Origin of the sequence: Vibrio sp. OPT18, from assembly GCF_015163615.1 — a bacterium.
In the GTDB taxonomy this organism is placed as follows: domain Bacteria; phylum Pseudomonadota; class Gammaproteobacteria; order Enterobacterales; family Vibrionaceae; genus Vibrio; species Vibrio coralliirubri.
In genome coordinates, this window is the sequence record NZ_JADDYK010000033.1 from 221807 (window position 1) to 237487 (window position 15681).

Below are 15681 nucleotides of genomic sequence, written 5' to 3' on the forward strand. Positions count from 1 at the left end.
TCTTTCATGACCACTTCTTGAAGCCCCCAACCATTTTGGCCGAGCATCGCTTCGTATTCAGGTGAAAGATGCGTCCAAACGTGACCACGTGATGGACAGTACCAAGTGAAGAAGGGTTTATCCGCTTCAACCGCCCTTTCGATGAAGTTGATCGCGTGTTTATTCACTTCGTCATCGAGTGTACGCATACGCTCGATCGACAATGCACCATCGTCTTCGATCGTTTGACCACCTTTACCATCTGATCTTGCGTAAATCACATTACGAGGTGCAAAGGCATCCAAAGAGCCATCTTTTGGCCAATCTGGATCTTCTGTGTATTCCATTGCATTCAAGTGATACAACCAACCCCAATACTCATCAAAACCGTGCATCGTTGGTAGGAATTCATCTCGGTCACCAAGGTGGTTTTTACCAAACTGTCCCGTAACATAACCCATGGTTTTAAGGATTTCAGGAAGCGTTGGCGTGTCAGCACTTAAACCAACAGGACCACCCGGTAACCCGACTGAGTGCATGCCGGTTCGCACAGGAAGTTGACCCGTTAAGAATGCAGAACGACCCGCCGTACAAGAAGGTTGAGCGTAATAATCTGTCAGTAGCATGCCCTTTTCAGCAATACTATCGATGTTCGGTGTTTCACTACTCATCACACCATTATGATAAGCACTCAGGTTTGATATCCCAATATCATCCGTGAAGATAACAAAAATATTCGGTTGCTCTTGCGCTGACCATGCTGATAGCGAAAAGCTACTCAACAAACTCAGAACAACAAGGTGGAAGATCCTTTTCATAGAATGTCCTTATACTGTTTCAGATTGCTCTTTGTGAACCATTTTTATTCCTACCAAACCAAAGCCAAGCTCCAATAGTAGATAGACGACAAGTAGCCAGTGAGGCATGCCATCTATCAACAAGCTAATGACTCGACCGGCAGCCAAACCCAACATGAAGACCACCAAACTGTAGAGTGCTGGCAGTCGGTATTTCTTTAGTAACGCCCCTGCTATCCAAAACAGAGCCAACGCTAAGTACAACCCCATCACGGCACGAAAGATATGAGTGACATTGATGGGGCTAGCATCAATTCCGAAAAGATAATCAAGGGAGACAACGGGGGCATAACCGTACGACAACGCAATCGGTGTTAAACCCAAAACAGCGACGAACAAAAAAACGCTTTGTGGCTTCATATCCTTACTCTTTTAATTTGGCTCTTTTCAAAAAACATAGTCTACAATCAGCAATATACAAGTTGCATATGTGAAAAATGGATAGTTAAAACACACATTCATATTCGTGCTATTTCACATCAAAGATAAGGATATCAATATGACTAAATGGCGTTACCTACTCGCATCAGCATTGGCTGCAAGTTCAACCGTAAATGCTCAGGAAGCAAGTGCACAAGCGGATACAAAAAAGTGGCAACATAGCTTCGAAATTTACGCGCTTGCACTCAACATCCGCGGAGACAGCACCATTAGTGATTTATCTGCTGATGTCGATGTTGATCCTGCATTCATCATGGATCATCTTGATATGACCGCAATGGTGCGCTTAGAGGGTATCTATGACAATCAATGGGGCTATTACATTGACTACAGCTTCATGAAGTTAAGCGGAAAAACAAACTCAGTGTTAGGTAGCAACCTAGAGGTATTAAAAGGCAATCTTGATATCCGACAAGGTGTTTTAGATGTGAAGGGGTTTAAGCGCTACCAATACGATTTTGGCACGATTGATTATCTGTTTGGGCTTCGTTGGTGGGATAACGACATTGATGCCAAGCTTTACGGTTCAGGTGGCAAGCTAAGTACAGACCGATCACTCGATGAAGATTGGATAGATTACCAAATAGGTGTGAGATGGATAACGCAGATCAATAAGGATTGGAAGTTTCACGCAACCATTGATGCAGGGCTTGGTAGTGACACCAACTTTACTTCATCTCTGTTAACTGGCGTGCGATACCAGATAAACAGTTGGTCTGACTTAAATGTTGCCTACAAATCCACTTGGGTTGATTACGAAAACAAGGGCACCTTTGAATACGATACCGCATCGCAAGGGTTCCTGATTGGTTGGGCTGCTCACTTTTAATCCGATTCTCGTAACGTGTTAGAACCTAGGCCAACCCAATATCGGTCATTTGGATTTAATTTCTATTAAAACGTAAGCCCCAAATGATTCTGTTCTCTGGCGATGACCTCCATTGCCAGAGGTTTTTCTTCGTGAGATATGCACTGCCCTCCCTTATAGAAAACCCATTAAATCATAGAGTAACTCTCGCACACCGCTCATTTCATCTATCTAAAAAATTGTAATTTTAGATCATTGAAATACAGGTTTATATCTTGAGATATTTAATCTTCATTTAATCCTTCCCGCCCCATTCGAACAGTGTTTTTTATTTTGAAAATATCGCTAGAATCCTCTCCCGAAATTTACAAACCAGAGTGGAAACAATGAAAAAATTAATCTTAGCGGCTCTTACGATTGCCTCAGTTACCGGCATCGCATCAACTTCAGCTTTTGCATCAAATGAAATGTACGCACTAGGTGGTTTCGGGATGGATGATGGCGATGTCGGTGGCCAGTTCACATTTGGTAGCCAAGTCATGCAAAGCAACTGGTATGTTGAATCAACGTTGCTTGTTATCAGCACTGATGAAAAAGATCTTAAAACAGAGCAAGAGTTCGATTCTTTAATGCTTTCATTAACACCTATGTATAAGCACAGCTTCAGCGAAAACTTCGCTGTTTATGGTAAGGCGGGCGCTTTTTACGCACACTCAGATACCAAATTGGTGTTCCTATCTAGCGATAATAATGAAGTCCACAAAGGGTCCCATGGTGATCTTGGCTTAACTTACGGTATCGGCGCAGAATATAAGTCACTAAAACCAGTTTTCGGCCACTCCAAGTTTGTGACTCGAGCTGGATTTGATTGGTATGAGTTCGGAGGAAGTACTGGTTGGTATACCACTGAGTCGGCACTAAGTATCCAAGCAGGCTTTACCTTTTAATTGAGTAGAAAAAATGAGTAAGCCTCTCGTTAGACGAGGCTTACTTCGTTACACATTTTGATTCAGACTACGCACTCTTTCTTCATGATAGTTAAGCCGGCTTCGAGCGTTTCTGTCCATGCTTGTTCAACGCTTTCATCATAGTGAGGATCGTATTTTTTAACCGTATTAAGTAACGAATTGAACCACTCGTTGAGCTCTTGCTCAGAGATATCCATTCCTAAATCTTTATGTCGCTTCCCAAGCTTTTTCACCGAGTTTCGTACGCTCGGTAGACCAGCAGAGTTATAGATAAGAATGATCGAGGCTTTAAGCATCTTGGTTTGTTGCTCTAACCCTATCTTTTCAAAACGTTCTGAAAACCTTGGATTATGCTCGCAAAAATCCGCCAAAAACGTTTCGAGAAATTCTTGGTCAATCCGGCAGCGCTCAAAGCTTTCATAAAACAGTTCATTCGGTTTCATCTAGCCAGTCCTTTGCAAAATTTTGAGTCTTCGGGAAGCTAACAAGTTCAGAGCCGCGACTTCGCCAACTCCGAACCATCAACATGATCTAAGTATACGCCACTGTGGCATAAAATGAACGATGGCATAAGGCGAACTGTGGCATAACGTCAACTATGACATAAAGCGAACTATGGCATAAAGTGAGTTGCGCAGATCTTGTTTCCATCAGGATCTCGCAAATAAGCCATGTACAAGCGACGCTCATCAGAACCTCTCGCTCCGGGGCCATTTTCAATGCTGGTACCGCCATTCTCGACGCCAACCCGATGCCACTCATCTACAACTTCAGGAGAAGACGCAAGAAAACCCACCGTCATGCCGTTGCCGTGAGTCGCAGGCTGACCATCAATCGGCTTCGTTAAACCCAACACACCCGTTTGGCTAACGTAAACACAGCGCCCTTTGGGATCAACAGAGCCTTCGCTATAACCCAGCACCTTCATGATTGGGTCATAAAAAGCCTTCGCGCGTTCAATATCTTCGGTACCGAGAAAAACATGGCTGAACATAACTAACCTCTTCTTTTATTGAAAGAACCACCTAAACTAGACCTATAATTCGTGTTTGTCTAGGCACGCTATTCTGTCACAACTGTTGCTTAACCCATTGAGCAAACACCTGAAACTTAGTTCGTTGCTCCATGCCTTTCGGGCACACTAAGTCATACCCTTTACCCGACTCAATACTCATAAGAGGCGCGACCAACAAGCCTTGTTCAATCTGCGGTGTCATAAATTCTAACCGCCCTAGTGCTAGCCCCATCGATAATATCGCCGCATCCATCGCCAAGCGGTTATCACTGTAATAGTCACACTGAAGTGCGCAGTTGGTATCACTTTGAGCTTCATACAACCAACGTTGCCACGCAGTGATATCACCACTATGAATGAAACGAACATCGTCTAAGTGTTGAATGCCTTGGTCTAGTTTGAAGCGTTTCGCGTATTCAGGGCTGCACACTGGGGTTCTTACTCCACTGAATAATCGCTCGCTGTAATGGTTGGGGTAATGGCCTTCGCTATAGAAAATTGCCACGTCATAAGGTTCAAATTGGAAATCTGACTGGCTCTGTTTGGTTTGCAGTTTGATGCTTAGATTCGGATACAAGCGTCTGAATTCTGGCAAACGCGGCATTAACCATGATGAAGCGAAATAAGGCGATGTCGCGATATACAACTCCCCACTTAGCTCACCCGTTTGAATATCCATGAGTTCGGAAAAGATAGACTCAAACGAGACGTTTAACATGGATAACACACGCTGACCTTCTGGCGTCAGTTCGAGCTTTCTTGTCTTGCGCACAAACAGATTGAACTTCAGTTGTTGCTCCAGTTTTTTGATGCGATGGCTGACCCCTCCCTGAGTTAAGAAGAGCTCATCGGCGGCAAGTGTAAAGCTTAAGTGTTTAGCCGCAACACTAAAGGTGTGCAGCAATGACAGCGTTTGTTGGCGATTTTCGAACAGTCCCATGCATTAACCTCACTAATTCATAAGTCGTCATAACTGGTTTGTCGGTGTATGTAACCATCATATAAATTAAACCAAGTAATCTACAACATTAAATGGTGAACAGCATGCAACAGAATCAAAAACTCAAAGTAACCGTGATTGGTGGTGGCTCAAGTTACACCCCAGAGCTAGTTGAAGGACTGCTCAAGCGCCATCACGAATTACCTATCTCTGATCTGTGGTTGGTCGATATCGAAGAAGGCATGGAAAAAGCAGAGATAATCGCGGCGCTCACCAAGCGAATGATAAACAAAGCAGGCTGTGAGATTAATGTTCACCTCACCACGGATCGAAAATCAGCCCTGAAAGACGCCAATTTTGTCTGCTCACAATTTCGCGCAGGAAGAATGGAAGCAAGATTACGTGACGAGAGGATTGCTCTGAAATATCGCATGATCGGTCAAGAGACCAACGGCTTGGGTGGCTTCTCTAATGCTTGCCGAACCATTCCGATTGCGCTCGATATAGCGAAAGAGATGGAAGAACTGTGTCCAAATGCGTGGTTACTCAACTTCACCAACCCATCAGGCATGGTAACAGAAGCACTGATTAAGCACTCAACCATTAAAACCGTTGGTCTATGTAACGTTCCCGTCAACATGGAGCTAGGCGCGGCGAAAATGCTCGGCGCAGAACGTAAAGATATCACGATGCAAATCGCCGGATTAAACCACCTAGTGTGGGCTCGTAAGGTGCTTCATAAAGGTGAAGACAAGTTAGGAGAACTCATCGAACAACTCCTTGGTGGTAACGATCAAATGATGCCAAAGAACATCCCTCCCTTTGAATGGGACGCTGAATTGATTCGTTCTCTGAACATCGTTCCTTGTGCTTACCTACGTTACTACTACCAATCCAGAGATATCTTAGATAAAGAGTTTGAGGCATCGAAGAACAACGCTAATCGCGCCGACTTGGTGGCTCAAGTTGAGAAGCAACTGCTTGAGATCTATAAAGATCCGATGCTCGATACCAAACCTAAATTGTTAGAAGAACGAGGCGGTGCTTACTACTCTGAAGCGGCCTGTGAGCTGATGAGCAGTATTCACAACAACAAACGTTCTATCATGCACGTCAACACTCGCAATAATGGTGCGATTCAAGGATTACCCGATGACTGCGCGGTAGAAGTGAGTTCGGTGATCACCAGCAGTGCGATCCTGCCACTGAACGTTGAACCTTTTGATAGTGACACGCTGCGCTTGATTCAGCAGATGAAAGAGTTTGAAACTCTGACCGTTAAAGCGGCGATGACGGGTGACATCGCAACAGCAAAACGTGCTCTGATCTTAAACCCTATCGTCGATAGTGGTTCGCACATCGACGAGGCTTTGCAAGAAACCATTCGCGAGAACTTAGACTTCATGCCTGCGTTTGCTCATCGACTCGCTTGATGTGGCCTTTGTTAGCAGCTAATAAGCTCGGTTATAACAGCTAATAAGCTCAGTGATAACAGCAAATGAGCTCAGTGACAGCAGAGCTCATTCAAGATATTGAATCCAAATCTTTTAATAAGAGGTCATGATGAAATTGATACTCAACGCCGATGATTTCGGCCTCACTGAAAGCGTGAACCACGGCATCGTTGAATGCTTCAAGGCGGGTTTGGTTAAGTCGACCACCATCATGATGAATCAACCGGGTACACAGCACGCGATTGAGCTCTATCATCAAGGTTTAATCCCTGAAGTTGGATTGCACTTTACGGTCACCGCAGGCAAACCACTGACGCCACCAGAGTTAATTCCGAGCTTAGTCGACGAACACGGCCACTTCTTTAGCAATGTTATTCTGTTCGATAAATCAGATGTAAATGAAGATGAGGTGATGCTCGAACTCAACGCGCAATATCAAGCCGCTGTCGATGCCGGTTTGAAGATCAACCATATCGACAGCCATCACTTTGGTGGTGTATTCAAACCTCTAAAAGCAGCGTTTACCCGCACAGTGAATCGCATTGGTCTGCCAGTTAGGCGAATCGATAACATCTTGAGTGGCCAAGATGCACTGCGAGTGCCAACGCCAGATGCTTTCGACATGCGTTTCTTTGACGAAGGCATATCACTGAATGGCCTGCAAGATTTATTACTGAGCTACCAAGCTATGATGCCTGACGGTGTGCTTGAGTTAATGTGCCACCCTTCATCAGTGGCAAGTGAACAGCTTAAGTCCCTATCAAGCTACAGTGATAAACGCGTCGAAGAGCATCAACTTCTCACTAGCCCAGAGCTAAAACAGTGGCTAGCTGACCATCAGATTGAGTGCATTGGATTCAACGATCTCAGATAAGATACATTAATTCAGGGCTACTCAACGATCCGTTGTGCGCCCTGCCCTTGGTCATGCAGAATATCTTCAGGGTTCAACAAGTGGCACTTCTGCATACTCAAACACCCGCAACCGATACAGCCGGTTAAGTTCTCTTGTAGCGATTTAATCTGCGCCATTTTACTGTCGAGTTGCCCCTGCCACTTCTTAGCAACGCGCTCCCAATCTCGCTTAGTCGCGGTATGGTTCATCGGCAGTGTCGATAATTCTTCGGTGATCTCTTCCAGCGTGAAGCCTATCGACTGCGCGACTTGGATCAACGCAATTCGTCTCAACATCGCCGACTGATAACGGCGCTGATTTCCATTAGTACGAATCGAAGCAATCAATCCCTTGGTTTCGTAAAAACGTAGGGCCGAAGGAGCCACGCCACTGCGCTCTGCCAACTGGCCTATGCTGAGGTATACGATGTTTCTCATGATCTTTCACTTCCTGTTTGAATAGCCGTTTCATCCTGATAATGATCAGTATAATAGAGTTCACTTTAACTTGAAGTTTGGGTTCAAATTAAGGTTTGGGCTAGGTTACAAAATACGCGCAACAAAGCAACCTAACGTATTGATTCTATGAACTATGATTTTGTTCGCTGATTACCATACATGTCGTCAAATCCGGGAATGCCTTGCTCCCACACGGGTTTATCTTCACCGACAATGGTTTTCAATGTATCAATGAAGAGCTTGGTTTTTATGGGTGCATCTCGATGTGGGTACACCGCATAAAAAGTGCCAAAGTCATCCAAGTTTAAGTGAGTCATAATAGGCACCAACTCACCACTGAGCACTTCATCTTCAATCATCTGCGCCGTGACGACCGCGAGAGTACTGCCGGTTAGCGCGCTCTTGGAAATCATCTCAACGTCATTCACTTTATAAGCGGCATTAAGCTGAAAATGCTGCGCTTGCCCCTCTTGATCGACATAAGAAAACTTATCGATTAACAAACCCGGAGCAGCGTAAATAGTCGCAGGTAATGACTCCAGCTTTTCGATGGTGTTGATCTCGCCATGCTGAGCAATGAACTCAGGTGAAGCAACAATCAACAATCGACTTCTGGCTATCTTGCGGCTGATTAGGCTAGAGTTTTTGGGCTTACCAATACGGAAGCCAATATCAAACCCTTCCTTAACCATATCGACGATTCGATCTTCGAGTCTCAATTCAAAATCAACATCTGGATACTGCTTCTGGAAAACCGCTATCGCCTGCTGAACATATTGTCGACCAAACATAGTAGAGCTGGTGATTCTTAATAACCCTCGAGGCTCTGCATGATAATTTTGCGCCAAGCGTCGAGTATCGTTCAACAGTGCACGAAGCTGATGCGCTTGATTGACCATCTCATTACCTGCGGCTGTCAGAGATAACGAACGAGTGGTGCGATTGAGTAACCGAACATCCAGCTCTTCTTCAAGACGGCTGATCTGTTTAGAGATAACGGAACGGTCGACGTTTCTTTGCTCCGCCACTTTGACAAACGAACCCAGCTCAACCACTTCAAGTAACAATAATAAACGACTCGATATATCCATAACGCCCTTTGTTGCATTTTAAGCACCAATCAAGTGCCAATATGACTATTTTTCTCATCTTATTACAAATCTATAGTAGCTAAACATAACGGAGACAACATTCAGTCCCGACCTAATAGAGGAACACCCCATGACACTACTATCTGTGACTAACCAAAATGGCATCGCAACGGTATCAATCAATAACCCACCAGTGAACGTGCTGACTTTCGACTTGATCAACGAGATCAATGCCTTTGTGCTTTCATTGAAAGATGATCGTGATACTAAGGTTGTGGTCTTTAAATCATTACATGAGAGCTTCTTTCTGGCTCACTTAGACCTCAATGTGATCAACGGTACGCAAGGTGGACAAGCCGGTTCGATAGAATTCAACCACATGATTGAGAACATTAAAGCGATGAAACAAGTCTCTGTCGCGGTAGTTGATGGCGTAGCTCGTGGGGGCGGTAATGAATTTGTGATGGCGTGTGACCTTGCTTATGGCACTGAAAACTCGGCGTTCGCACAACCAGAAATTCATGTAAACATCCCAACGGGTGGCCAAGGCGCTGTGCAATTTGCAAGACGCATGGGCAAAAACAAAGCGCTGCAAGCTTTGCTGCTTGGCAACGATTTTACGGCTCAGCAAGCAGAAGACCGTAACATCATTACGCAGTTCGTACCGAAGGCTGAGCTAGAGGATTTCTTAGCAGCGACACTCGGTGTGATCAGTCAATTAGAAGTACGTGATATCGTGATGTACAAAGAGATCATCGCAGCCTCAATCAAAGATGAGCAAGCGGGCGCTGAGCTAGAACTGCGTTACTTCTTAGAGCGCGCAAAAGAGCAAAAAACCGCAGCAATTATCGGTGCGTTTCTAAAACATGGCGGACAAACTGAGCGTGAAGCGAAAGACATTCAAGGTATCTTCGTTGACACCGCAGCAGAGTTATCACAATAGACAATGACGCAATTAAATGGCCATCGCTTGATGGCCATTTATGTATCTAACTATTTATTTATCTATTTATCTGCGCACCGATGTTGTAATTATCTCACTCACTAAAGCAGCTAAATCTGACTCATGATCGATTTCAGGCTCTCGGCCATTTCAGCATTGATGATCTCACCCGTTTCTACATTAAAGTTGTCGTAGAAACTTGGCACCGACATCGACCCCTTCACATCAGCATCGAAGTAAGGTGCCGAATTTACCGCAGACGACAACACAGAGCTTGCGCCGCCTGGGCCTGGTGATGTGGAGAGCATCACAACAGGTTTGCCTTGATACACTTTCATGTCGATTCGTGATGTCCAATCAAACACATTCTTAAAGGCTGCGGTGTATGAACCGTTGTACTCTGCAAAAGAGATGACAACAGCATCTGCTTCGCCAATCTTGCTGAAAAAGCGCTGCGCGTGTTGATGAACGCCGGACTCTTTTTCTCTGTCTTCACTGTAAATGGGCATCTCGAAATCATTAAGATCGAGCACCTCTACTTGCGCGCCCTCAACTAAGCTTGCGGTGTACGCTGCCAATTGTTGGTTAATCGATGCTTTACTGTTGGTCGCGCCAATCGCTAATACTTTCATTGTTGATCCTCGAATTTGGTTAGAAACATTTCTCTAAAGTTTGAAAAGGCACATTTGGCGCTAAACCAAAGTACGTTTGTAATGCAGCAAGGTACGCTGGCTCATCTTCAAGTAGCCATTCCTCTGTTGAGCCATTTTTGCTAATTTTAATTTTCTGGTTAAGCAGCGTGACAATCCCACCTTCAATCGGCAGTGCCGCAATACAGTTTGATGTAAAAATGGATTTCGGACTGTTTGAAGTGAAGAAGTTGCTCGACTCTAAGTCGTTGGCACCCACATACGTCATGTCTAGGCTGTAGACGTTCATCCACTCTTCACCCTGCTTTATCTGCAGTAAGAAGCCATATCGTTCATCTTCGATAAAACGAAAAGTTTGTAAGTCATTAGACTGCTCAATATTGGTTTCAATCAGCAATGGAGCACGAGGGGTAAAGGTGCCAAAGCCCGCATCCACCAGCCACTGTTTACCTTCAATCGTCACCAATGTCACTCGATGGCTACGCCCTGTAGGCTCTCCTGCTAGGTGTACTCGACCAAGCAAGGCTCTCGCTTCAAAGCCCATATGAATTAACACATTCAGCAACAACCCATTAAGTTCTTGGCAATAACCACCTCGCTGATTAACCACCAGCTTTTCATGCAATGCCTCTTGAGACAGTTGAATAGGCAGCCCCTGAACCACATCAAAATTCTCGAACGGAATGGTTCGGTGTTGATGCCTATGGATCGCTGTTAGGCTTTCGATTGTGGTATCGCTTGGTTTGGATAAACCAATTCTTGAAAAATATTCGGTGATTTGACGCTGTTCCATACCTAACCCCTGATTTGTTTTCATCACCTAATGACTGACGTCTTCCAAGCTAACAACGCTCAAAAATGACAAGGTGATTGTTTATGTTTTTAGATTGGGGATGATAATAAAACCTCAAGTTAACTTGAGGTAAAGCGATATTTTCAAAATATAGGAAATAATTTAAAAATACTTATAAAGCAGTTAATTACGAAAGGTTAAACATAGATTGGCATTGCACAGGCAAAAATAAGCACACCCAAAATACAGTGAATGTGCTTTATCGAAATACTATTTACTTAAGTTGGTTTAATGGACTGACACCAGAGTATGCGACTCCGGATAGCTCGGCCATTTCGCGATTCCACGTTGCCAAATCGTGAGGATTAAACTGATTCAAATGATCATGACCACACGCTCTCGCCATCACTTGCATCAATTCAGTCGAGGCTTCGAAGAAGTTCTTCAATTGGTTCGATGCCTTCTCGACATTTAACCGTTGGCGTAAATCGGCTTTTTGAGTCGCGATGCCCGCCGGACAATTATTGGTGTTACACATTCGGGCAGCAACACAACCTATCGACTGCATGGCACTGTTCGAGATGGCGACACCATCAGCACCAAGCGCCATCGCTTTTACGAAGTCCATTGGAACACGAAGCCCACCGGTAATGATTAAGGTGACTCTGTCACTTACGCCTTGCTTGTCTAGATAGGCTCTGGCACGAGCAAGCGCTGGAATAGTTGGCACGCTAATATGGTCACGGAACATTTCTGGCGCCGCCCCAGTACCACCGCCTCGACCATCCAAAATGATGTAATCGGCACTGGCATCAAGCGCAAACTGAATATCCTCTTCAATATGATTGGCACTCAACTTGAAGCCAATCGGGATTCCACCTGTCACTTCTCGAACTCGGTCGGCGAACTTTTTGAAATCCTCGACCGTTTTTAGATCGACAAAGGTTGGTGGAGAAATCGCAGCCGTACCCGCTTCAATGCCGCGCACCTCAGCTATCTTGCCAATGTTCTTCGCACCCGGTAGGTGACCACCTGTTCCGGTTTTAGCCCCCTGCCCACCTTTAAAATGAAAGGCTTGGACATTTTTGAGCTTAGATTCATCGTAGCCAAATTGTGCGCTGGCTAGTTCGTAAAAGTAACGCGAGTTTGCCGCTTGCTCTTCGGGTAACATTCCGCCCTCGCCCGAGCAAATTCCCGTTCCGGCCAGCTCCGCGCCTGTCGCTAAAGAAATTTTCGCTTCTTCAGATAACGACCCAAAACTCATATCAGACACAAACAAGGAGATGTTCAATTTAAGCGGCTTTTTCGCTTTTGGCCCAATAATAAGCTCAGTACCGACGGGCACATTTTCCAATAACGGTTTGGTCGCCATTTGTGCGACCATCACTTGAATATCATCCCAGTGAGGTAATAGATATCTTGGGACGCCCATTGAAGTCATTGGTCCATGGTGGCCCACTTTGGATAAACCATCTCGTGCTAATTGATGAATGAACTCGACCGTGGGCTCTTCTTTGGTTGCAGAAGCCGCTGGTGAGAGATCGGGCGTTGCTGCTTGGATATGAACATCGGGGCCTTCTTGACCCACTTGCTCAGCCGTAAACTGTTTATGAGTGCCATCACAAAAAGGGAGATTATTCGAATACTTACAGCGGCACAGGTAAGCGTCGCCGGTTTCCTCGGCCACGAAACTCTTTGGTTTGTAGCCCGTTCCGGCATGAGAACCATCACAGAACGGTTGGTTTTTCGATTTGCCACAGGTACAGAAGTAATACTCCTCGCCTTCGGTTAGCTCGACCTTAACGGGTTTGTTATCCGCTATTACTGGATTCTTCATAGTTCGTTCACCTTTTCTTTCTTATGATTTGATGACTGAAGCGATGACTTGCTCACAAGAGTAAAGTAAAGGTGAGATACGCGGCTAATTCAATAAATGAGCCATAGAAAACAAGCTTAACAGACAGCCTAAAAACAGAAGTATTGCTTGTTCAACACAAACAAAAATGGCCACCAAATCGGCAGCCATTGTGTTTTAAATCTGAGTCCAAGTAAACGGGAAGGGTTAATCAAATAACTCGATGACCAGCTTGTTGTCTTTAATCACTAGATTAGGTTCCGATGACTTGATCAATGACTCTTGAACCTTATTGCTGTCCAATTTGTAAACCGGTGACTGGGACAAAGCAAAGCCAATCATAGAAACGGCAGGCTTTAGTAACTTCTCTATTTCAGGAGAAAGCTGCTTTCCCTTCTCCTCAAAGCGCTCAAGACGCAGAGATTTTAAGTAGACCTCACCACTCTCTTTGTCGTACTCGGGAATCGCGCTGAATTCGATATCCAGATCTAGCCCCATGTTTGGCATGTTAAACACTTGAACCTTTGCATTGGTATTCGCCAGAACAGACACTCGCTCGGCATCAGCTCGACCAATTTGCACCGCTAAGTCATCAACCGCCACTTGCGCATACATAACGTTTTGCACACCGACTTCTTGTTCTAACATCACCGAATCTTGAAGGTAGTTTGTCATTTCTTGTTCAGTCACGCTGTAGCTAACACAACCACCTAGCACCAGCGCAGAAGCTGCCAAAATGAACTTTTTTGCTACGTTAATTATCATCAATATCAGCTCTTTATCGTTAGTGATTAGCGCGGAGTTTACTGTGTGATCATCAATAAACAAAACAGTAAAAACACGATATTCGTGAATACCTTTAATTAATAAGCATAAATATCAGTAAGTAAAGCACCAGATTAGCTTTCCCGCTTGAGATAATGACACTTGTCAGCCAAACGCCATCAGATTTGTGTGCTCGAATTAATTGAATTTTGCTTCTAAGCTTATGGATATTTAGGGGGCTTACTGAAGGTTTCATCATGGAGTCGAAACATGAAGAGTGAGCACAATGCCATCAAAAAGAGTATCACCTGAGCCAACAACTCGTTCCGTGATTCTATTATGCAACACCGCATGCCTGCATCATAAACAGTGGGTAGAAGAACTGCGTCTCCATAATTGGGCAGCTCAAATTGCAGAAACCACCGAACAGGCCATTCACTTTCTCAATTCCCGCAGTCACTGCTGCGCACCAATTGTCGTTTCCTGTCTAACATCATCCTCAATCGACAAACAATGTGAGCAAATATCAGCGTTAAAGGTTCACTCTCCAAATTTAAAAGCAATCGCTATCTGCAACCAACCACCAAGCCGCAACTTATCGCTCATTAAGCAAACCTTTTGGGATTATTACCACCTCCCTATTGATACAGAATGGCTTTGTCGAAATTTAGGCCATGCGTATGGCATGGTCGACACCAAGCAAACTAAACCTAAGTCTGCCTCGTGCCATGAATGTCAATTGGTAGGGCAATCCAGAACCATCCAACAACTTAAAAAGAAGATAGCCAAGATCGCTAACAACGATTTTCCAGTGCTGATTCAAGGGGAAACCGGAACAGGAAAAAGCCTATGTGCGCGTTTAATACATGAGGCCTCAGCCCGCAGTCAAAAACCTTTCATCGCTGTAAATTGTGGCGCAATTCCACAATCCCTGATTCACTCAGAGTTATTTGGCTTTGAAAAAGGCTCGTTCACGGGTGCAAACAAACGCTACGTCGGACACGTGGAAAGAGCGAATGGTGGCACACTATTTTTGGATGAGATCGGCGACCTTGAACTTTCGCTGCAAACTTACCTGCTCCACTTTCTTGAAAATAGCTCGATAGAACGATTAGGCAGTAACAACCAATTGCCCGTAGATTGCCGTGTAATTTTCGCCACCAACGTCAATATCGAACAAGCCGTTGCTGCGGGTAAATTTCGAAAGGATCTCTTTCATCGCATCAATGTACTTCCATTAGACCTAGTACCACTCAATGATCACAAAGAAGACATTGAAGATTTGGTTCGATTTGAACTGAAGCACAATTACGCATCCAAAACCAAACTGCCTAGTGACACCCTTGAGCAAATGAAACAGTACCATTGGCCGGGCAATGTTAGAGAGTTATTCAACTGCATAAAAAGGGCGATTGTTCTTTCTAACTCGAGCGCCCTCTCTACTCGTCATATGGGGATTCAATTAAAAGACGCTTCGCCCGATACTGAGAGTGACACTCGACTTTCTTCAAAAAATGTTCGTCGAGTGATTCTGCAACACCACTACAATATTTCCCAATCTGCTAAAGCGTTGTCTATTTCTCGGACAACCTTATACAAGCTGATCAAAAAACATCAGATAGTAATTTAAGTCGCCTAACTAGCTAGCTAACTAAATAACTAAATAACTAAATAACTAAATAACTAAATAACTAAATAACTAAATAACTAAATAACTAAATAACTAATAAAGCAGCCTAACGAACTAGGCTGCTTTAGAGTTTAGTCGT

The 15681-nt window shown here is 44.5% G+C and carries 16 protein-coding genes and 1 pseudogene; 6 read left to right on the top strand and 11 right to left on the bottom strand.

What is annotated here, in order from left to right; translation table 11 throughout:
* Both IQQ51_RS26800 and IQQ51_RS07555 read right to left on the bottom strand, forming a co-directional pair.
* Positions 1-797: pseudogene (locus IQQ51_RS26800) on the bottom strand (sulfatase-like hydrolase/transferase); the annotation flags it as partial.
* 9 nt (positions 798-806) lie between these two features.
* On the bottom strand, positions 807-1196 hold the full coding sequence (locus IQQ51_RS07555) for a DUF4345 domain-containing protein (protein ID WP_017062182.1): 390 nt from the start codon (positions 1194-1196) through the stop codon (positions 807-809).
* A 139-nt stretch (positions 1197-1335) separates the two neighbouring features.
* On the opposite strand from IQQ51_RS07555, the gene IQQ51_RS07560 reads away from it, so the two are divergent.
* Both IQQ51_RS07560 and IQQ51_RS07565 read left to right on the top strand, forming a co-directional pair.
* Positions 1336-2106, top strand: coding sequence for a DUF481 domain-containing protein (locus IQQ51_RS07560; RefSeq protein ID WP_193840725.1), 771 nt, complete (start codon positions 1336-1338; stop codon positions 2104-2106).
* A 365-nt stretch (positions 2107-2471) separates the two neighbouring features.
* Entirely contained in the window at positions 2472-3032 is a 561-nt protein-coding gene (locus IQQ51_RS07565) for a hypothetical protein (protein ID WP_086775032.1), read from the top strand.
* A 62-nt stretch (positions 3033-3094) separates the two neighbouring features.
* Here the strand turns inward: IQQ51_RS07565 and IQQ51_RS07570 are convergent, their stop codons facing one another.
* The 3 genes from IQQ51_RS07570 to IQQ51_RS07580 form a co-directional block, all read right to left on the bottom strand.
* Positions 3095-3496, bottom strand: coding sequence for a globin (locus IQQ51_RS07570; protein WP_048616730.1), 402 nt, complete (start codon positions 3494-3496; stop codon positions 3095-3097).
* A gap of 170 nt (positions 3497-3666) precedes the next feature.
* Positions 3667-4047, bottom strand: a complete 381-nt coding sequence (locus IQQ51_RS07575) for a VOC family protein (RefSeq protein ID WP_048609300.1) — start codon at positions 4045-4047, stop codon at positions 3667-3669.
* Between the two features lie 76 nt (positions 4048-4123).
* Positions 4124-5008: a LysR substrate-binding domain-containing protein gene (locus IQQ51_RS07580; protein WP_004736382.1), complete on the bottom strand. Its 885-nt coding sequence runs from the start codon at positions 5006-5008 to the stop codon at positions 4124-4126.
* A 104-nt stretch (positions 5009-5112) separates the two neighbouring features.
* On the opposite strand from IQQ51_RS07580, the gene IQQ51_RS07585 reads away from it, so the two are divergent.
* Together IQQ51_RS07585 and IQQ51_RS07590 are read left to right on the top strand one after the other, a co-directional pair.
* Complete coding sequence (locus IQQ51_RS07585; protein ID WP_193840726.1) at positions 5113-6441, top strand: 6-phospho-beta-glucosidase; 1329 nt, start codon at positions 5113-5115, stop codon at positions 6439-6441.
* A gap of 130 nt (positions 6442-6571) precedes the next feature.
* Positions 6572-7336, top strand: coding sequence for a carbohydrate deacetylase (locus IQQ51_RS07590; protein ID WP_059021074.1), 765 nt, complete (start codon positions 6572-6574; stop codon positions 7334-7336).
* Positions 7337-7353: 17 nt separating this feature from the next.
* Here IQQ51_RS07590 and soxR read toward each other — a convergent pair whose 3' ends face one another.
* Complete coding sequence (soxR, locus tag IQQ51_RS07595; RefSeq protein ID WP_017087167.1) at positions 7354-7794, bottom strand: redox-sensitive transcriptional activator SoxR; 441 nt, start codon at positions 7792-7794, stop codon at positions 7354-7356.
* Between the two features lie 152 nt (positions 7795-7946).
* Positions 7947-8906, bottom strand: coding sequence for a LysR family transcriptional regulator (locus IQQ51_RS07600; RefSeq protein ID WP_012604456.1), 960 nt, complete (start codon positions 8904-8906; stop codon positions 7947-7949).
* A 130-nt stretch (positions 8907-9036) separates the two neighbouring features.
* Between IQQ51_RS07600 and IQQ51_RS07605 the strand changes: the two genes are divergently transcribed.
* Positions 9037-9849, top strand: a complete 813-nt coding sequence (locus IQQ51_RS07605; protein ID WP_050644619.1) for an enoyl-CoA hydratase/isomerase family protein — start codon at positions 9037-9039, stop codon at positions 9847-9849.
* Between the two features lie 110 nt (positions 9850-9959).
* Here IQQ51_RS07605 and IQQ51_RS07610 read toward each other — a convergent pair whose 3' ends face one another.
* From IQQ51_RS07610 to IQQ51_RS07625, 4 genes are all read right to left on the bottom strand, one after another.
* The gene (locus tag IQQ51_RS07610) at positions 9960-10481 is read right to left on the bottom strand and encodes an NADPH-dependent FMN reductase (RefSeq protein ID WP_017071824.1); all 522 of its coding nucleotides are present in this window, start codon (positions 10479-10481) and stop codon (positions 9960-9962) included.
* A gap of 19 nt (positions 10482-10500) precedes the next feature.
* Positions 10501-11292, bottom strand: a complete 792-nt coding sequence (locus IQQ51_RS07615; RefSeq protein ID WP_193840727.1) for an arylamine N-acetyltransferase family protein — start codon at positions 11290-11292, stop codon at positions 10501-10503.
* Positions 11293-11566: 274 nt separating this feature from the next.
* A complete protein-coding gene (locus IQQ51_RS07620) occupies positions 11567-13129 on the bottom strand; it encodes a glutamate synthase-related protein (protein ID WP_193840728.1) in 1563 nt (520 codons plus the stop codon).
* A 225-nt stretch (positions 13130-13354) separates the two neighbouring features.
* Positions 13355-13912 (bottom strand): DUF1439 domain-containing protein, encoded by a 558-nt coding sequence (locus IQQ51_RS07625; RefSeq protein ID WP_060982921.1) that lies wholly within the window; start codon positions 13910-13912, stop codon positions 13355-13357.
* Between the two features lie 286 nt (positions 13913-14198).
* On the opposite strand from IQQ51_RS07625, the gene IQQ51_RS07630 reads away from it, so the two are divergent.
* A complete protein-coding gene (locus IQQ51_RS07630) occupies positions 14199-15542 on the top strand; it encodes a sigma-54 interaction domain-containing protein (protein WP_193840729.1) in 1344 nt (447 codons plus the stop codon).
* Positions 15543-15681: the final 139 nt, after the last annotated feature.